The organism is Azomonas agilis (assembly GCF_007830255.1).
In the GTDB taxonomy this organism is placed as follows: Bacteria; Pseudomonadota; Gammaproteobacteria; order Pseudomonadales; family Pseudomonadaceae; genus Azomonas; species Azomonas agilis.
Genome location: NZ_VLKG01000002.1, coordinates 358,699 through 376,230 on the forward strand (window position 1 = coordinate 358,699; position 17,532 = coordinate 376,230).

Genomic DNA, 17,532 nt, shown 5'->3' on the forward strand with positions numbered 1-17,532 from the left:
GAACTATGCTCAAGGATTGATCATCCGCTCTACCGCACGGATCAGGGCAATATTCACTTAAAGGTAAAATATTCGACACTGTGCAATCTTGTTAGGATTGATCACTAACTCAAACGAGCTATTAGAGATATCCCATGAGTCAGTCAGAGAATACGCTGTTTTACCATGTGGCTCCTAAGGGTCTTGTGAGTGGCAGTATTATTAAACCGGGTGCTTGGGGACAATTAATTAAAGCTCAGGATAGTTTTGGCCCTATATCTATTTTAGAGTATTTATTAGAGGAAATACGATTAACTCAATACTCCGATAAGCCCAGTCGTTTGGAGTCAGTATTTGCTCTTGAAACACTCCAAGAGGCTGAGTATTACCGAGCTAATTATGCTCCCTTGAGTAGTATCTATCAGGTTACAGTAGATACAACGGATTTACCTCTACATCGAGGTAATTATGATTTTGGTCATCCCTCTGGGCCTAAGTTTATTGAACAACTGCATCAAACAGCAGCATTGTATTGGATACAATCTGATGTTCAGCATGTGGAGATACTCATTCCTGCTGCTGTGAAGGTAGTACAGCGGATCAGTTAGTATACTCAGAGCGCCATTAGGTGAGTGGCCCGTGTTTCTGTAAACGGGCCTTAATGCATTAAACGCTATTCCTGTTTATTTTGGATGGAGGTGTTTCCTTTACGGGCGATGTACCAAAAAATTAACCGGATGAATCCTAAAGAAATTAAAAAAACAGAAAATGCATAAATAATATTAGCTTCAGCTTTATGCTCAAAAAGAGCAATCATGATTTCGCGTACTATAAAGATGATTGCTGCATCAATAAGAAATGAAATACGTATTTCATGGGTTTCATGGTAATCCACTAGGGATTTGGACAGCTCAATGAGTACATAGAGTGTTAAAACTCCAGTAATTAGCTCAGTGTAGTTTCTGGTTATTTCCTTAAACTCGAATAAATTCCAGACGGTAGTGATTAGTTGTAGAGTGCCAATAATTATGCCTAAAATTATAAAAACTAAAATGATGCAAAATACACCACTGACTACCTTATCGTAGACGGATTTAATTCTTTCATTGAGTAGGTTCATATTGGTTGAGTACTCGCAATGGCTATTTTTATCAAGCAATTGTTCATGTCTGCTTGGGCCATGCTTATTTTACTCTTAATGTTACAGATTGTGTTTTAAGCTTCGGTGGCTGTTGGCTTAGGGGTTTTAACAGCGTTGATATTGACTTGAAAACATCGGTCGTCCCTGCTTTATGAGGTAGGCCACTACAACCTTGGTCTAGGAGCGCTAAGATTTTTGGCGGATAGTACGCTTTGGGTATACTTGACTAAATCTGTAAGTCTTTTCTGAACCCCTTGGCTGGCGTACACTGGCCAAAAATCATCAGGAGTTGCCATGAGTGCTATTGCAATTACCGAAGCCGCCCAAGAGTATCTGGCAGGCCTGTTAGCCAAACAAAGTGCCAAAGATATGGGGATTCGTATTTTCATCAGCCATCCGGGCACGCCCCATGCGGAAAGCTGCTTAGCGTACTGCCGTTTTGGTGAGCAGCAGCCGGACGATATCGCCATCTCACTGAAGGACTTTATGGTCTGGATTGATGGAGTGAGCGAGCCCTTCTTAGAAGATGCGCTGGTGGATTACGCAACGGATGCTTTGGGTGGTCAACTGACCATCAAGGCGCCTAATGCCAAAATTCCCATGATTGATGACAGCAGCCCTCTACCCGAACGTATCAACTACTACCTGCAAACTGAGATCAACCCCGGTTTAGCCAGCCACGGCGGGCAGGTCAGCTTGGTTGAAATTGTAGAGGATGGGGTTGCTATCATGCGTTTTGGGGGTGGTTGCCAAGGGTGCAGCATGGTGGATGCGACCTTAAAAGAAGGGGTTGAGAAAACCCTGATGGAGCGCATTCCTGACCTAAAAGGCGTGCGTGATATCACCGATCACACCAATAGAGAAAACGCCTTCCTATAAGGCGTGTATGAAAAGGCGACATCGGAAGTCGCCTTTGATAGAGCCTCAATCCCCGCCGGTATATTCGCAGCCGCTGGTGCAGGTTTCATGAATACGGATGCGCGATAGCTCAGGCAGAATGGGTTTTAGCCGCTGCCAAATCCACTTGGCAATATTCTCACTGGTTGGATTTTCCAAACCGGGGATTTCGTTCAGATAGTGGTGATCCAGTTGTTCATAGATGGGCTTAAAAATTTCTTTTAGCTCACCGAAGTCACGGATCCATCCTGTGGCTGGATTGACCTCGCCCTTGATGTAAATGGCTACTCGAAAGGAGTGCCCGTGCAAGCGCCCACATTTATGCCCTAAGGGAACAAAGGGCAGGCGATGGGCTGATTCAAAGGTGAATTCCTTAAAAATTTCCACGTCAATAGAGCTCACAGGCGGAAGAAAGTGGGTTTGGGATTATCCGCTGTTGAGGGAGGGGGCGCAAAGGTCAAAGGTTGTGGGAGTGCCCCGTTTTATTGTTAGACGAGTATTTATCCAAGGTGGGTAGTAGTAGCCGGCTAGCGTATTTTTTATCACCCCATGTGAAGGCGAATGTTTCGCTGACCTCATGCCAGTTTCCACTTGGATGCCCTGATCCATGATTGGCTCCCATACATGAACACTCACAATGCAGGCCTAATGCATTCCAACAAGCGGGGGCACACTTTTGTTGTTCACGATATAACTGAATTAGGTAAACACCGCTAAAATGGCTGAGTAAGTGATGTGCAAGATCGTCATACCAAGCAACAGGTGTTTCCCAGCATTTAAATTGCTTATTCCACTTTGGTTTGTGTCTTTTATTATTGCGGATGATGTCAAAGTTATTGAGGTGATTATCACCAGGTAGCTTTACAAGTAGCGGTTCTCCTGATTTTCTTTTGAAGATCACAGGCGGGTTAGCCTTGTGCCAAATCTCCCTAAGTTTTTCATCCTTTATCTGCATTGCAATTACTTCTCCAATATTCCTCTAATATTTAACTTTGGATTATCCATTTCGATAGAGTTATTGGTTATCTATCTTGTTGTACTCTAAGGCTGCTTAATTAATTGTGTTGGTAATGATGGCATTTTGGTTTTTGTCAGGCAAGAAATTAGGCTGCTTCTATCTGAACCGTTTTCCATAATAAAAAACCCAGCACAAGGCTGGGTTTTTTATTAAGCAGATGTAGCTCGTTATAAACCAGCCAATCCCGTATGTTGCACCAGATCCAACAGCGGTTGTGGATACAGACCGAGGATCAGGGTTAAGGCGGCAACCAACATCAGCATAATACCGCCTGCTTGTTGGCCCCAGCCGGTAGGTGCATCGTGGTGGTGCATACCCGGTTCGCGCAGGAACAGAGTAATCATCACCCGCAGGTAGTAGAACACGCCAATGGCGCTACCTAAGACCATCGCACCCATCAGCCACCACAGCTTGGCATCCACGCCAGTGGCCAGAATGTAGAACTTACCGATAAAGCCCGCCGTGAGCGGAATACCCGCCAGCGACAGCATCATCACCGTCAGTACCGCAGTCAGATAAGGCCGACGCCAGAACAGGCCACGGTAGTCGTACAGTGCATCGGCATCGCGCTCTTTAAAGGGCGTAGAAACCAGCGTCACCACACCGAATGCGCCCAAGCTGGTCAGCACATAGGCCGTCAGATAGACACTAATGGCTTCCATACCCATGCCGTTGCTGGCAATCAGAGCCACCAGCAGATAGCCAAAGTGAGCAATGGAAGAGTAGCTGAGCAGACGCTTGAGGTTGTTTTGCAACAGCGCCAGCAAGTTACCCACCAGAATGGAGGCAATGGCGATCAGGGTCAGCAGGGTATTTAACCAACCTTCGGCGGTCGCAGGAGACAGCTCCAGCAAACGCACCAACACCGCAAACACACCGACCTTGCTGGCCGTAGCCAAGAACGCACCCACCGGAGCCGGAGCGCCTTGATAAACGTCGGGTGTCCACAGGTGGAAGGGAACCAACGACAGTTTAAAGGCCAGACCCACCAGCATCAGGCCAATGCCCATGCGAGTCAGATCAGTAACCGCGTTTTGGCCGATGACCGAGAACACCAGACTGCCGGTTTCACCGTACAGCAGCGCCATACCAAACAGCAGGAAAGCCGAGCCGGTGGCAGACAGCACCATGTACTTGATGGCTGCTTCCAGTGAGTGACGGTTGAAGAAGGCATAGCCCACCATACCGTACAGCGGCACTGACATCAGCTCCAGACCAATGAACAGACCTGCCAGATGCTGAGTGCTAACCAGCACGATGCCGCCGGTAGCCGACAGCAACATCAGCAGATACAGCTCCTCACGGTTGCCCGGAAAGCCCGCTTGCTCAGTCTTACCCATATAAGCATGGGTCAGCGTTAAGCAGGCTAAGGTGGAGACCAAAATCAGCGCGGTATAAAACAGGCTGAAGTTGTCGACCTGTAGCAGCGGCGTTACCGCAGTGGGTGCAGCGTTTAAGGCGGGAATGATGGACAGTAACGCCAGATTCAAACCCACTGTAGAGATGATAAAGCTCAGTTGATGACAACGTCGCCAAGCGATACCCAGCATCACAGCGATGGCGGTAGCGCCTACTACCAGCAAAGGCAGTAGGGCGACGAAATGGGATAAAGTCAGTTGCATAGTGGAAGTATCCATTGTACGACTACCGCACCAGTTGGTTCAGGGCAATGCCCAGCCATTGCTGAACACCGTTCATGGTCGCAGCGGAAGCATCCAGCACCGGTTGCGGATAAACACCCAGCAGGATCAACAGCACCGCCAACAGCAGTACCATGCTCAGCTCACGGCAGTTCAGACCCGGCAACGGCTCTTCAGAGCGGGCGGGGCCAAAGTAGGCGCGATGAATCATGATCAGCGAGTACACCGAGCCCACCACCAAGCCGAAGGTACCAATCACGATCACCCAAGGCGCCGTGGCAAAGGTACCCATCAGCACCAAGAATTCACCGACAAAGTTACCCGTACCCGGTAAACCCAAAGAGGCTGCTGCAAAGAACAGGCTGATCGCTGGTAACCAAGGCAGACGCGCCCACAGGCCGCCCATTTCACGCATATCACGGGTATGCAGACGCTCGTACAACTGGCCACTGAGAATAAACAGCGCCGAAGCCGACAGACCGTGCGCCACCATCAACACCACTGCACCTTGCAGCGCTTGGATGTTGCCGGAGTAAATACCAATCAGCACAAAGCCCATGTGCGACACGCTGGAATAGGCAATCAAGCGCTTCATGTCGGTTTGGGCGAAGGCCACAAAGGCACCGTAGAACACACCGATCAGCGCCAAGGTCATGGCGATGGGCGCGAATTCAGCGGAAGCCTCAGGGAACAGCGGAATGGCAAAGCGCATCAGACCGTAAGCGGCGGTTTTCAGCAGAATACCCGCTAAGTCCACCGAACCGGCGGTGGGCGCTTGGGTATGAGCATCAGGCAGCCAAGAGTGTACGGGAACCACTGGCATTTTCACCGCGAAAGCGACGAAGAAGCCCAGCATCAGCACATAGTCCACGCCTTCAGGCAGTTTGGCTTTCAGCAGGGTCGCGTAATCAAAAGTGAGTACGCCGGTAGCCTGATAATTGACAAACACCAGTCCCAGAATGGACAGCAGCATGATCAGACCGCTGGCCTGAGTGAAGATGAAGAACTTAGTCGCGGCACTGATACGGCTGTTGCCTGCACTTCCACTATGACCCCAGAGGGCGATCAGGAAGTACATGGGAACCAGCATCATCTCCCAGAAGAAGAAGAACAGGAACAGGTCGATGGCCAAGAACACACCCACCACGCCGCCTAAAATCCACAGCAGGTTGAGGTGGAAGAAGCCGACCCGATGCTGGATCTCTTTCCAAGAGCAGAACACCGAGAGCACACCCAGCAAGCCAGTGAGCACGATCATCAGCATGGACAGGCCATCGAGGGCCAGATGAACGCTAATACCAAAGCGCTCAATCCAAGGCTGCTTAAACTCTAAAGTCCAAGCAATGCCGGTGCTGGGCGTGGGAGCCAGTTGGTAGTTCCCTGTGGCCCAAAGCCAGAGGCTCAGGAGCAGGAGTAAGCTCACGCTGATTAAAGCAATCCAGCGCGGTAGATTTTTGTCGAAGCGCTCGGTGAACCAGCACAGGAGGCCGCCGACAAAGGGGATAAGGATAAGCCAGGGCAGAATCATGACGAATTCGAGTCCTTGCACAAATCAGAGCAGAATGATGCCGAGCAACAGCACGCCACCCGCCACGAGGGAGAGGGCATACCAGCGCAACTGGCCGTTTTCGGTGCGAACCGTCAGAGCATTGCCTTGGCGGACTAAATAGGGCAGCACACCAATACCTTGATCTACAGGGTCTTTGCCCAACGCGCGGCAGACCAGCAGATAGGGCTTGACGAATAGCAAGTCATACAGCCAATCGAAGCCCCACGCGGCATACCACAGCGCACTGAGCTTGCGGCCCACAGTGGTTTGCGCCAGCTTAGTCACCAGCGTGCGTTTGCCTAGGAACAACAGCGCAGCGATCAAAATACCGGCAACCGCAATACCACCCGATACGAATTCCAAGGTGTGTTTGGCATCGCCACCGGCATGGCCTACGCTTTCGGGCAGAACGCCGTGCAGTGGAGGCGTGATCCAAGCACCGACTGCGGTAGACAGCACAATCAGAACCAGCAAAGGCAGGTGATGGGACAGACCGTGACCGCTATGGGCATCCGTCTTAGCTTCACCGTGGAAGGTGATAAAGATTAGGCGGAAGGTGTAGATGGAGGTTAAGAACGCACCCAACAGACCGGCAATCAACAGCAGGTTATGGCCGCTGGCTAAGGCTTCCCACAGGATTTCATCCTTAGAGTAGAAACCGGCAGTGACCAAAGGCAGAGCCGCCAGCGCCGAACCACCGACCAAGAAGCTGAGGTACGCCAGCGGAATCTTCTTCCACAGACCGCCCATCTTGAAGATGTTCTGCTCGTGGTGGCAGGCCAGAATCACCGAACCGGAAGCAAGGAACAGCAGCGCCTTGAAGAAGGCATGGGTCATCAGGTGGAAAATCGCCGCGTCCCAAGCCCCCACGCCTAACGCCAAGAACATATAACCGATCTGGCTCATGGTGGAGTACGCGAGGATACGTTTGATGTCGGTTTGTACCAGCGCGGCAAAACCGGCCAGCACCAGCGTTACACCGCCGACGATGCCCACCAGTTCCAGAATGTCTGGAGCCAACAGGAACAGACCGTGCGTCCGGGCGATCAGATACACACCGGCAGTCACCATGGTGGCGGCGTGGATCAGGGCCGAAACTGGCGTTGGGCCTGCCATCGCGTCGGCCAACCAAGTTTGCAGCGGCAATTGAGCGGATTTACCGACCGCACCACCCAGCAGGGCCAGAGCGGCCAATGTGACCCACAAGTCACCTTGGGCAAACTTCTGAGGCGCGAGGGTCAAGACTTCCTGAATATTCAGGGTGCCTAACTGCACAAACAGAATGAACAGACCAAAAGCCATAAACACGTCACCCACGCGGGTCACGATAAAGGCTTTCAGTGCGGCATTGCCGTTGTTGCGATCTGAGTAGTAGAAGCCGATCAGCAGGTAGGAGCACAGACCCACGCCTTCCCAACCGAAGTACAGGAACAGCAGGTTATCGCCCAGCACCAAGAACAACATGCTAGCGATAAACAGGTTGGTGTAGGCAAAGAAGCGGGAGTAGCCCACTTCACCGCGCATGTACCAAGAGGCGAACAGGTGGATAAAGAAACCCACCCCCGTCACCACGCCAAGCATGGTTACGGACAGTCCGTCCAGATACAGAGCGAGGTCGGCGGAGAAGCCGGGAACGGCCATCCACTGCCACAATAGCTGATGGTAAACGCCACCTGAGGGTGGGTTGCTCAGAAAGTCCGCGATCACCCACGCACTGGTCAAAGCCGACAGAGCCACCGAGCCCACGCCGATCAGCGCTGACTTATTCTCCGACCAGCGGCCGCGTGAAAAAGACAGCAGACAAAAGCCGATCAGCGGAAATACAAAGGTTAGGAATAAAAGGTTCATCCGCGCATCTCACTGGCTGCATCAATGTCCAGGGTGTTGAAGCGGCGATGCAATTGCAGCAGGATCGCCAATCCAATGCTGGCCTCAGCAGCCGCCAGCGTAATCACCAGGATGTACATGATTTGTCCGTCGGCTTGAATCCAGCGCGCGCCTGCGACCACAAAGGCCAGCGCCGCAGCGTTCATCATCACTTCTAGACTCATCAGCACGAACAAAATATTGCGCCGTACCATCAGCCCCAGCAGGCCAATACTGAACAGCACTGCGGCCAAGGCGAGGCCGTGCTCCATGGGAATACCGTTCATGACAGCTCCTTGGCTTCTGGACGACCTAAGTGGAAAGCCGCTACCAATGCAGCCAACAGCAGCATGGATGCCAGCTCTACCGCCAACAGGTAAGGCCCGAATAAATGAACACCAACCGCTTTAGCATCGACGCTTTCGCCGGTAATGGTGGCCGTGACATCGCTGCTAAACAGCACATACAGCAGCTCAATCAGCAGAACCAAAGACAAAGCAGCGGGGCCAAACCAAATGCCGGGCTTCAACCATTGACGCTCCTGCGCCATGGTGGAGCTGCCGAGGTTGAGCATCATCACCACGAACACGAACAGCACCATGATGGCACCGGCGTAAACGATGATTTCCAAAATCCCCGCAAAGGGCGCGCCCAGCGAGAAGAAGCACATGGCCACAGCCAGCAGCGAGATGATGAAGTACAGCAAGGCATGTACCGGATTGGTATGCGTCACCACCCTGAGGGTCGCGAGCACGGCAATACCGGCGGAAAAGTAAAAAGCAAATTCCATCGTCATGTCCTCAGGGCAGCAAGCCTTTCACGTTGATTGGAGCTGCCTCGTTCTGAGCCGCACCCTTAGGCTTGCCGGTGATGGACAAACCAGAAACGCGGTAGAAGTTGTACTCCGGATACTTACCGGGGCCAGAGATCAGCAGGTCTTCTTTCTCATACACCAGATCCTGACGACGGAAGTCCGCCATCTCGAAGTCTGGAGTGAGCTGAATCGCCGTGGTGGGGCACGCCTCTTCGCACATGCCGCAGAAAATGCAGCGCGAGAAGTTAATGCGGAAGAACTCGGGATACCAACGACCGTCCTCAGCCTCAGTTTTCTGCAAGGAGATGCAGGAAGCGGGGCAGGCGACAGCGCAGAGGTTGCATGCCACGCAACGTTCTTGGCCATCGGGATCGCGGGTCAGAACAATGCGGCCACGATAGCGTGGAGGCAGATAGACCGCCTCTTCCGGATATTGCAGGGTGTCACGCTTGCGGAAGGCATGGGAGAACACCATGACCAAGCTGCGCAGTTGCGTGTAGGTACCGTGCAGAATGTGAATTATGGATCGAATCATCGGACAGTCCTCACTGGGCGGCCAAAACGAGCGCGCCGGTCACCAGCAGGTTAATCAGGGTCAGAGGCAGGCAGACCTTCCAGCCAAAGGCCATCACTTGGTCATAACGCGGACGCGGTAAAGAAGCGCGCAGCAGGATGAACAGCATGATGAAGAAGCCGGTTTTCAGGGCAAACCACAGGAAGGGCACTTCCGGTAGCAGACCGAAGGGGCCATGCCAACCACCGAAGAACAGAGTCACCAACAGAGCCGACACCATCACGATGCCGATGTACTCACCCACGAAGAACATGCCCCATTTCATACCGGCATATTCAATGTGGTAACCGTCGGCGATTTCCTGCTCCGCTTCGGGCTGGTCAAAGGGATGACGGTGGGTGACTGCCACGCCAGCGATGAAGAAGGTCGCAAAGCCCAGAATCTGCGGGATGATGAACCAGACATTTTGCGCCTGATAGTCCACGATATCGCGCATATTGAACGAACCGACCTGCGCCACAATCCCCATCAGCGAGAGTCCTAAGAACACCTCGTAAGACAGGGTTTGTGCTGAAGCGCGCAAAGCACCGATCAGGGCAAATTTGTTGTTACTCGACCAACCGGCAAACAGCACCGCGTACACGGCCAAGCCCGCCATGGCGAAGAAGAACAACAGACCGATGTTCAGATCCGCAACGCCCCACGTCGGAGTGACAGGGATCACCACAAAGGCGATCAGCAAGGCACTCATAGCGACCACAGGGGCGAGGGTGAAGATCAGTTTATCCACGAAGGGTGGATTCCAGTCTTCTTTGAAGAACATCTTCACCATGTCCGCGCCGAGCTGGAAGGCACCAAAGGGGCCAACTCGGTTCGGGCCATAGCGGTCTTGCCACAGGCCCAGCAGACGACGCTCTACCCAACTGAGCAGCGCACCGCACACCACCACCGCCAGCATGATGACCAGCGACTTCAGGATTTGAATGACGATGTCCGCCATTTCCGGAGACAGCCAGCTCATTGCACGCACTCCTCAATCGCGTCGATGACCAGTCCTGCTTTAACAGGGATGGCGGAAATACCTACTGGCAGTCCGATCAGGCCCGGTTGCAATTGCGTGCTGAGGTTCAGGGTGACGGTCAGCGATTGCGTGTCACTGCGCAGTTGAACCTGTGCGCCATCTTTCAAGCCCAAACGCTCGGCATCTTCGCTGGAAACCACAGCATAAGGCGCTGGAATGCGGCTTTGCATGACGGGTGTCAGGGCAGACATCTCACCGCTGCCAAAAATGTGGTGCACCGGTACGCTGATAAAACGTCCAGCTTCCGGTTGGTAGGCTGCACACACGCTGAACCAGTGGCTGTCTGCACCGCTAGGCTCAATCAAACGCACGCCGGGATCACCCGCGCGCAGATGGCCGCCCACTTCGTCTTGGAATTTGTTCCACGCCGAAGGCGAGTTCCAACCCGGAGCCCAAGCAAAGGGAATTTGCTGCCGCAGTTCTTGAGTACCGGAATAACCTTCCATGGAGAAGGCAAAGGCGGTGTCTTGATCCTGCGGAATGCGGGGCTCGTGGACGTTGATCTTAGCGCGCATGGCAGTACGGCCACTGTAACGGAGCGGCTCGCGCGCCAGCTTCAGACCTTTAATCCGGAATGAGGCTTTGGGCGCTGCATCACGAATACCGGCCAAGGCGGGCACCGCAGCGGCGCAGGCTTCGGTGGCGTGATCCAATAATGTCCAGTCGATGGCTTGGCCTTTCAGCGCTGAGCTGAGGCCATGCAACCAACGCCAGCTTTCGCGTACTTGATCGCCGGGCTTGTAGAACGTGGGATCAAAGACTTGGAAGAAGCGTTGGGCGCGACCTTCTTGGCTGACCAGTGTACCGTCGGCTTCCGCGAAGGTAGCGGCGGGCAACACAAACTGAGCTTTCTTCAAGGTCTCCGTTTGCTGATGATCCAGCACCACCAAGGTGGACACTTTGCTCAGTGCCTCGTCAACCCGTTGGGCATCCAGACGGCGGTAGAGATCATTTTCCAGCACGAACAGCGCATCAGCGGTGCTCAGGTCAAGAACGCTTTCTAACGGCTTACCGCCCAGCAGCGCCAGACCCAGACTGTTGGCTTCAGGAACCACCAAGCTGATCGAGGCCGCTTTTTCACGGTTTTTCAGCGCTTTGGCGATGTTGGCTGCGGCTTCCAGAATGGCGCGAGAACCCAAGGAGCTACCCGCTACCAACAACGGACGACGGGCGGCCAACAGGGACAGAGCCAAGCTTTGGGCTTGGGCCAGAACCTCATTGCTCAAACCTGTGACGACAGGCGCGGTGTTGTCGATGAAGTGCGCGACGGCAAAACCAAAGCGCGCCAGATCGGCTGGGGCAGCGTGCAGCGTGTCGGCTACGTCATCCAAGCGCGTTTCTTGGGTGCTGGCAATAAACACGGGATACAGCGCATTTTGGGCGACGTTTTTCACCGCCAAAGCGTGCCAATCCTGAATCTTCATACCGGCAGCGATTTCAGTCGCTTTGCCTTTAGCGGCTTGACGCACAGCCAAAGCAATCCGAGGCGCGGTTTGGGTCAGGTCTTCACCCAATACAAACACTGCGTCATGGGCTTCGACATCGCGCAGGGTAGAGGTGGGCAGCGGGCCGTTTTGCAGGATATCCAGCGTCAGCTCCAGCAGCTCTTGCTCAGATTGAGTCAAGCCGGTGGAGAAGTTCTCTGCGCCGACCAGCTCTTTAAGGGCATGGTTGCTTTCTAAGCTGGCACGCGGCGAGCCGATACCGACCAAACGGCGAGCTTTCAGGCGATCCGATAACCGAGCAAAGGCGGTATCAATGCTGAGGGCTTGGCCGTCCAACAGCACTTGGCGAGGACGATCTGTGCGGTTGACGTAGCCATAACCAAAGCGGCCACGGTCGCACAGGAAGTACTGGTTGACCTCACCGTTGAAGCGGTTTTCGATCCGACGCAGTTCGCCGTAGCGCTCACCGGGGCTGATGTTACAGCCGGTGGAGCAGCCGTGGCAGATGCTCGGCGCAAACTGCATGTCCCACTTGCGGTTGTAGCGCTCGGAGTGGGTTTTGTCGGTGAAGACACCGGTGGGGCAGACTTCGGTCAGGTTGCCGGAGAATTCGCTTTCCAGCACGCCGTCTTCAACGCGGCCAAAGTACACGTTGTCGTGAGCGCCATATACGCCCAGATCCGTGCCGCCGGCATAGTCTTTGTAGTAACGCACGCAGCGGTAGCAGGCGATGCAGCGGTTCATCTCATGGGCGACGAACGGGCCGAGCTCCTGATTTTGGTGGGTACGTTTGGTGAAGCGATAACGGCGCTTGTTGTGGCCGGTCATCACCGTCATATCTTGCAGATGGCAGTGACCGCCTTCTTCGCAGACTGGGCAGTCGTGCGGGTGGTTGGTCATCAACCATTCAACAACACTGGCACGGAACTTCTTGGCTTCTTCGTCTTCGACGGAGATCCACATGTTGTCCTGTACCGGCGCCATGCAAGACATGACCAAGCGGCCGCGCTTGTCGTTTTCATCGTTGTACTGGGTAACAGCACATTGGCGGCACGAGCCGACACTGCCCAGCGAGGGGTGCCAGCAGAAGTAAGGCACATCGAGCCCGAGGGATAGACAAGCCTGTAACAGGTTGTCTGACCCATCGACCTCATAGGTTTTGCCGTCTATGTGAATAGTGGCCATGAGCGTCTCTTCCTACCCGCCGAAACGGGAATGGCTATATAAAAAGCGTTACCGGCCCGATGGACTACTGCCTCGGGCCTAAACCGAATCAGGCGAGGCCCGCCTCAAACTCGGCTCGGAAGTACTTGATCGCGCTGCCTAAAGGCTCGACCGCACCGGGTGCGTGGGCACAGAAGGTTTTGCCCGGGCCGCAGCTGCGTACTAAGTGTTCCAGTAGCTCGATGTCTCCTGGTTCGCCTTGGCCTTTTTCTAGGGCACGCAATATTTTTACGTTCCAAGGCAGACCGTCACGGCAAGGCGTACACCAGCCGCAAGACTCACGGGCGAAGAACTCTTCCATGTTGCGCAGCAGGGAAACCATATTGATGCTGGTATCTACGGCTAGGGCGAGGCCTGTACCCATACGGGTGCCGACTTTGCCAATGCCACCGGCATACATGCTGGCTTCCAGATGTTCGGGCAGTAAGAAGCCTGTACCTGCGCCACCGGGCTGCCAGCACTTCAGGGTGTAGCCATCGCGCATACCACCGGCGAAATCTTCAAAGAGTTCGCGGGCGCTGATGCCGAAGGGTACTTCCCAGATGCCGGGGGTTTTCACCTTGCCGGAGAAGCCCATGAGCTTGGTGCCCATGTCTTCACTGCCGGGACGGGCCAGCGACTTGTACCAATCCACGCCGTTGAGGACGATGGCGGGCACGTTGTTCAGGGTTTCCACGTTGTTGACGCAGGTGGGTTTACCCCAAACACCGGCGGCGGCTGGGAACGGTGGCTTGGCGCGTGGGTTAGCACGGCGGCCTTCCAGCGAGTTAATCAGCGCAGTTTCTTCACCGCAGATGTAACGGCCAGCACCGGTGTGCACGAACAGCTCAAAGTCGAAGCCAGTGCCGAGAATGTTTTTCCCCAACAGGCCAGCGGCCTTGGCTTCATCGATGGCGCGGTTCAGGTTACGCGCTGCGTCGACGTATTCACCGCGCAGGAAGATGTAACCCCGGTAGGTTTTCAGCGCGCGCGCACTGATCAGCATGCCTTCAATCAATTGATGGGGCAGTTGCTCCATCAGCATGCGATCTTTCCAGGTGTTGGGCTCCATCTCATCCGCGTTACACAGCAGGTAACGGGTGGTGATGCTGTCATCGGCAGGCATCAGACCCCATTTCACGCCGGTGGGGAAGCCCGCACCGCCGCGACCTTTGAGGCCGGAGTCTTTCACTTGCTGCACGATGTCCGCTTGGGCCATTTCCAGCAAGGCTTTGCGGGCGGCAGCGTAACCGTTCTTCTGGCGGTATTCGTCCAGCCAAACGGGTTCGCCATCTGCGCGCAAGCGCCACGTCAGCGGATGGGTTTGCTCCTGACGGGCAGAGCTATTGATCGGGCCGAAGGATGCGAGTGTCATGGATATTGCTCCAGCAGGGCGGCCATCCCTTCGGGCGTAGCATTGCCGAAGGTGTCCTCGTCGATCATCAGGGCTGGGGCTTTGTCGCAGTTACCCAAGCAGCACACGGGCAGCAGGGTAAAGCGGCCATCGGCGGTGGTTTGACCCAAGCCAATGCCCAGCGCGTTCTGAACGCTTTCCAGCAGGGTTTCATGGCCGCCGATGTAGCAGGTCATGCTGTCGCACACACGGATGATGTGGCGACCCACTGGACTGCGGAAGATCTGGCTGTAGAAGGTTGCAACGCCTTCCACATCGCTGCCGGGAATGCCGAGGATGTCCGCAATGGCCGGAATAGCACCATCGGGAACCCAGCCCCGTGCTTTTTGCACGATCTTCAGCGCCTCAATAGAGGCCGCGCGTGGATCTTCGTAGTGGTGCATTTCGTGCTCGATGGCCGAGCGCTCGGTTTCGCTTAACACGAAACGGTCAGTCTGAATCAGTTCTGTCGGGCTCATGATCAGCGGTCCACGTCAGCCATGACGAAGTCGATACTGCCCAAATAGGCAATCAGGTCAGGGATCATGCTGCCGCGAATCACCGCCGGAATCTGTTGCAGGTGTGCAAAGCTCGGCGTGCGAATACGGGTGCGGTAGCTCATGGTGCCGCCATCACTGGTTAGGTAATAGCTGTTGATCCCTTTGGTGGCTTCGATCATTTGGAAACTTTCGTTAGCCGGCATCACCGGGCCCCAAGACACTTGCAGGAAGTGGGTAATCAGGGTCTCGATGTGTTGCAGGGTACGTTCTTTCGGTGGTGGCGTCGTCAGCGGGTGATCCGCTTTGTACGGGCCTTCGGGCATGTTTTTCAGGCACTGCTCAATGATGCGCAGGCTCTGACGCATTTCGCCCATTTTGACCATGCAGCGGTCGTAGGCATCGCCATTGGCCGCCAGCGGAACTTCGAACTCGAAGTTTTCGTAGCCGGAGTACGGACGGGCTTTACGCAGGTCAAAATCCACGCCGGTGGCACGCAGGCCAGCACCGGTAATACCCCACTCCAGCGCTTCTTTGCTGTTATACGCGGCAACGCCTTGGGTACGGCCTTTGAGGATGCTGTTTTGCAGCGCGGCTTTTTCGTACTCGTCGAGGCGCTTGGGCATCCAGTCAATGAATTCTTTGACCAGTTTGTCCCAGCCGCGTGGCAGGTCGTGGGCGACGCCACCGATGCGGTACCAAGCCGGATGCAGACGGAAACCGGTGATGGCTTCGACCACTTTATAGGCGCGTTGACGGTCGGTGAAGGTGAAGAACACCGGAGTCATCGCGCCCACGTCCTGAATGTACGTACCCAGATACAGCAGGTGGTTCAGGATGCGGAAGAACTCAGCCATCATGATACGGATCACATCGACCCGCGCCGGAACGGTAATACCGGCCAGCTTCTCAACCGAAAGCACGTACGGCAGGTTGTTCATCACCCCGCCCAGATAGTCGATCCGGTCGGTGTAGGGGATGAAACTGTGCCAGCTTTGACGCTCGGCCATCTTCTCAGCACCACGGTGGTGGTAGCCGATTTCAGGCACGCAGTCGACGATCTCTTCACCGTCCAGTTGCAGCACAATCCGGAAAGCACCGTGGGCCGAAGGGTGGTTCGGGCCCAAGTTCAGGAACATGAAGTCTTCGTGTTCCTTGTGCTGCTTCATGCCCCATTTAGAAGGCTCAAAGCGCAGGGCTTCCTGCTCTTGATCTTGCTTGGCAGCGGTCAGAGTGTAGGGATCGAACTCGGTGGCACGGGCTGGGTAGTCTTTACGCAGCGGGTGACCTTCCCAGGTTGGCGGCATCAGCAGACGAGTCAGGTGCGGATGGCCATCGAAGGTGATGCCGTACATGTCCCAGACTTCACGCTCGTACCAGTTGGCGTTGGGCCAAATGTTGGAGGCGGTCGGCAGGTTCATTTGCCCTTCAGAGAGCGCTACCTTGATCATCACGTCGCTGTTACGCTCCAGTGACATCAGATGGTAGAACACGCTGAAGTCAGCAGCCGGCAGTCCCTGACGATGGGTACGCAGCCGCTCATCCACACCATGCAGGTCATACAGCATGACGTAGGGGCGGGGCAGTCCACGCAGGAAGCTCAGCACTTCGATCAGTTTTTCACGGGGTACCCAAACTACCGGCATGCCGGTGCGGGTTCCTTGTAGGGTGAGCGTCTGCTCGCCGAAGCGGGCAGTCAGCTCGCCAACAACATCCGGGTCATCGGCCTTGTACGGCGGGATGTACAGCGCCTGTTCTGCGGTCATGATTCAAATCACTATGGTCAAGGGGTAAATGCCTTTGTCAGTCAGGGCGGATTAGACTTCGTCCGGACTGCGCAAATTGGTGACTTGGATACGCTGCTCGCGGCGCACTTCACGCTGCGAAGGCATCTCAGCCCGATATACGCCCTGATCGCCCACTACCCAAGACAGCGGACGGCGCTCTTGGCCGATGGAGTCTTGCAACAGCATTAAGGCTTGCAGGAAGGCCTCGGGGCGGGGTGGGCAGCCGGGTACGTACACGTCTACGGGTAAGAATTTGTCGACACCCTGTACTACGGAGTAGATGTCGTACATGCCACCGGAGTTGGCGCAGGCACCCATGGAAATCACCCACTTGGGTTCGAGCATTTGCTCGTACAGGCGCTGAATCACCGGAGCCATTTTGATAAAGGGCGTTCCGGCAACCACCATGAAGTCAGCTTGGCGCGGTGAGGCTCGGATTACTTCGGCCCCGAAGCGGGCGATATCGTGGGGCGCGGTAAAGGCTGTGGTCATTTCCACATAGCAGCAAGACAGACCGAAGTTGTAAGGCCACAGGGAGTTTTTGCGTCCCCAGTTGACCGCCTTCTTCATCACATCTTCCAGTTTACCCATGAAGACGTTGCGATGAACCTGTTCTAAGGGATCATCAACCAATTGGCGTTCCCCGATGGGGTAGTGCGTATTGGTCGCATTGGGGTCTATTCGAGTTAGTTTATACTGCATGACAAG

17 protein-coding genes are annotated in these 17,532 nt (G+C 54.6%); 2 read left to right on the plus strand and 15 right to left on the minus strand.

Annotation, left to right across the window (positions count from 1 at the left end; genetic code table 11):
* Positions 1–134: 134 nt before the first annotated feature.
* Positions 135–587: a hypothetical protein gene (locus LX59_RS04095; RefSeq protein WP_144570570.1), complete on the plus strand. Its 453-nt coding sequence runs from the start codon at positions 135–137 to the stop codon at positions 585–587.
* 65 nt (positions 588–652) lie between these two features.
* Here LX59_RS04095 and LX59_RS04100 read toward each other — a convergent pair whose 3' ends face one another.
* Entirely contained in the window at positions 653–1,099 is a 447-nt protein-coding gene (locus tag LX59_RS04100; RefSeq protein ID WP_144570571.1) for a phosphate-starvation-inducible PsiE family protein, read from the minus strand.
* 315 nt (positions 1,100–1,414) lie between these two features.
* Here LX59_RS04100 and nfuA point away from each other — a divergent pair, with 315 nt between their 5' ends.
* On the plus strand, positions 1,415–1,999 hold the full coding sequence (gene nfuA, locus LX59_RS04105) for a Fe-S biogenesis protein NfuA (protein ID WP_144570572.1): 585 nt from the start codon (positions 1,415–1,417) through the stop codon (positions 1,997–1,999).
* 45 nt (positions 2,000–2,044) lie between these two features.
* On the opposite strand, the gene queD is transcribed toward nfuA, so the two are convergent.
* From queD to LX59_RS04175, 14 genes are all read right to left on the minus strand, one after another.
* On the minus strand, positions 2,045–2,404 hold the full coding sequence (queD, locus tag LX59_RS04110; RefSeq protein WP_144570573.1) for a 6-carboxytetrahydropterin synthase QueD: 360 nt from the start codon (positions 2,402–2,404) through the stop codon (positions 2,045–2,047).
* A gap of 70 nt (positions 2,405–2,474) precedes the next feature.
* On the minus strand, positions 2,475–2,972 hold the full coding sequence (locus tag LX59_RS04115; RefSeq protein WP_211354814.1) for a hypothetical protein: 498 nt from the start codon (positions 2,970–2,972) through the stop codon (positions 2,475–2,477).
* A 230-nt stretch (positions 2,973–3,202) separates the two neighbouring features.
* Complete coding sequence (gene nuoN / locus LX59_RS04120; RefSeq protein WP_144570575.1) at positions 3,203–4,657, minus strand: NADH-quinone oxidoreductase subunit NuoN; 1,455 nt, start codon at positions 4,655–4,657, stop codon at positions 3,203–3,205.
* Positions 4,658–4,679: 22 nt separating this feature from the next.
* A complete protein-coding gene (gene nuoM / locus LX59_RS04125) occupies positions 4,680–6,203 on the minus strand; it encodes an NADH-quinone oxidoreductase subunit M (protein ID WP_144570576.1) in 1,524 nt (507 codons plus the stop codon).
* A 24-nt stretch (positions 6,204–6,227) separates the two neighbouring features.
* Positions 6,228–8,072: an NADH-quinone oxidoreductase subunit L gene (gene nuoL / locus LX59_RS04130; protein WP_144570577.1), complete on the minus strand. Its 1,845-nt coding sequence runs from the start codon at positions 8,070–8,072 to the stop codon at positions 6,228–6,230.
* On the minus strand, positions 8,069–8,377 hold the full coding sequence (gene nuoK / locus LX59_RS04135; protein ID WP_144570578.1) for an NADH-quinone oxidoreductase subunit NuoK: 309 nt from the start codon (positions 8,375–8,377) through the stop codon (positions 8,069–8,071). The genes nuoL and nuoK overlap by 4 nt, the downstream gene beginning before the upstream one ends.
* Positions 8,374–8,880, minus strand: coding sequence for an NADH-quinone oxidoreductase subunit J (nuoJ, locus tag LX59_RS04140; protein ID WP_144570579.1), 507 nt, complete (start codon positions 8,878–8,880; stop codon positions 8,374–8,376). Before nuoJ ends, nuoK begins: the two co-directional genes overlap by 4 nt.
* A gap of 10 nt (positions 8,881–8,890) precedes the next feature.
* Positions 8,891–9,439: an NADH-quinone oxidoreductase subunit NuoI gene (gene nuoI / locus LX59_RS04145; protein ID WP_144570580.1), complete on the minus strand. Its 549-nt coding sequence runs from the start codon at positions 9,437–9,439 to the stop codon at positions 8,891–8,893.
* Between the two features lie 10 nt (positions 9,440–9,449).
* Entirely contained in the window at positions 9,450–10,439 is a 990-nt protein-coding gene (gene nuoH / locus LX59_RS04150) for an NADH-quinone oxidoreductase subunit NuoH (RefSeq protein ID WP_144570581.1), read from the minus strand.
* Complete coding sequence (gene nuoG, locus LX59_RS04155; protein WP_144570582.1) at positions 10,436–13,129, minus strand: NADH-quinone oxidoreductase subunit NuoG; 2,694 nt, start codon at positions 13,127–13,129, stop codon at positions 10,436–10,438. The genes nuoH and nuoG overlap by 4 nt, the downstream gene beginning before the upstream one ends.
* An 88-nt stretch (positions 13,130–13,217) precedes the next feature.
* Positions 13,218–14,522, minus strand: coding sequence for an NADH-quinone oxidoreductase subunit NuoF (gene nuoF / locus LX59_RS04160; RefSeq protein ID WP_144570583.1), 1,305 nt, complete (start codon positions 14,520–14,522; stop codon positions 13,218–13,220).
* Positions 14,519–15,019 carry an NADH-quinone oxidoreductase subunit NuoE gene (gene nuoE / locus LX59_RS04165; protein WP_144570584.1) on the minus strand — a complete coding sequence of 167 codons (501 nt, stop codon included), beginning with the start codon at positions 15,017–15,019 and terminating at the stop codon, positions 14,519–14,521. The genes nuoF and nuoE overlap by 4 nt, the downstream gene beginning before the upstream one ends.
* A 2-nt stretch (positions 15,020–15,021) precedes the next feature.
* Positions 15,022–16,803 (minus strand): NADH-quinone oxidoreductase subunit C/D, encoded by a 1,782-nt coding sequence (gene nuoC, locus LX59_RS04170; RefSeq protein ID WP_144570585.1) that lies wholly within the window; start codon positions 16,801–16,803, stop codon positions 15,022–15,024.
* Positions 16,804–16,854: 51 nt separating this feature from the next.
* Positions 16,855–17,526 (minus strand): NADH-quinone oxidoreductase subunit B, encoded by a 672-nt coding sequence (locus LX59_RS04175; protein ID WP_144570586.1) that lies wholly within the window; start codon positions 17,524–17,526, stop codon positions 16,855–16,857.
* Between the last annotated feature and the right edge of the window lie 6 nt (positions 17,527–17,532).

Bases quoted from the DNA above. Each gene is read 5' to 3' on its own strand.
- LX59_RS04095 (WP_144570570.1), top strand. From the start codon at position 135: ATGAGTCAGTCAGAGAATACGCTGTTTTACCATGTGGCTCCTAAGGGT.
- LX59_RS04100 (WP_144570571.1), bottom strand. From the start codon at position 1,099: ATGAACCTACTCAATGAAAGAATTAAATCCGTCTACGATAAGGTAGTC.
- nfuA (WP_144570572.1), top strand. From the start codon at position 1,415: ATGAGTGCTATTGCAATTACCGAAGCCGCCCAAGAGTATCTGGCAGGC.
- LX59_RS04115 (WP_211354814.1), bottom strand. From the start codon at position 2,972: ATGCAGATAAAGGATGAAAAACTTAGGGAGATTTGGCACAAGGCTAAC.
- nuoN (WP_144570575.1), bottom strand. From the start codon at position 4,657: ATGCAACTGACTTTATCCCATTTCGTCGCCCTACTGCCTTTGCTGGTA.
- nuoM (WP_144570576.1), bottom strand. From the start codon at position 6,203: ATGATTCTGCCCTGGCTTATCCTTATCCCCTTTGTCGGCGGCCTCCTG.
- nuoL (WP_144570577.1), bottom strand. From the start codon at position 8,072: ATGAACCTTTTATTCCTAACCTTTGTATTTCCGCTGATCGGCTTTTGT.
- nuoK (WP_144570578.1), bottom strand. From the start codon at position 8,377: ATGAACGGTATTCCCATGGAGCACGGCCTCGCCTTGGCCGCAGTGCTG.
- nuoJ (WP_144570579.1), bottom strand. From the start codon at position 8,880: ATGGAATTTGCTTTTTACTTTTCCGCCGGTATTGCCGTGCTCGCGACC.
- nuoI (WP_144570580.1), bottom strand. From the start codon at position 9,439: ATGATTCGATCCATAATTCACATTCTGCACGGTACCTACACGCAACTG.
- nuoH (WP_144570581.1), bottom strand. From the start codon at position 10,439: ATGAGCTGGCTGTCTCCGGAAATGGCGGACATCGTCATTCAAATCCTG.
- nuoG (WP_144570582.1), bottom strand. From the start codon at position 13,129: ATGGCCACTATTCACATAGACGGCAAAACCTATGAGGTCGATGGGTCA.
- nuoF (WP_144570583.1), bottom strand. From the start codon at position 14,522: ATGACACTCGCATCCTTCGGCCCGATCAATAGCTCTGCCCGTCAGGAG.
- nuoE (WP_144570584.1), bottom strand. From the start codon at position 15,019: ATGAGCCCGACAGAACTGATTCAGACTGACCGTTTCGTGTTAAGCGAA.
- nuoC (WP_144570585.1), bottom strand. From the start codon at position 16,803: ATGACCGCAGAACAGGCGCTGTACATCCCGCCGTACAAGGCCGATGAC.
- LX59_RS04175 (WP_144570586.1), bottom strand. From the start codon at position 17,526: ATGCAGTATAAACTAACTCGAATAGACCCCAATGCGACCAATACGCAC.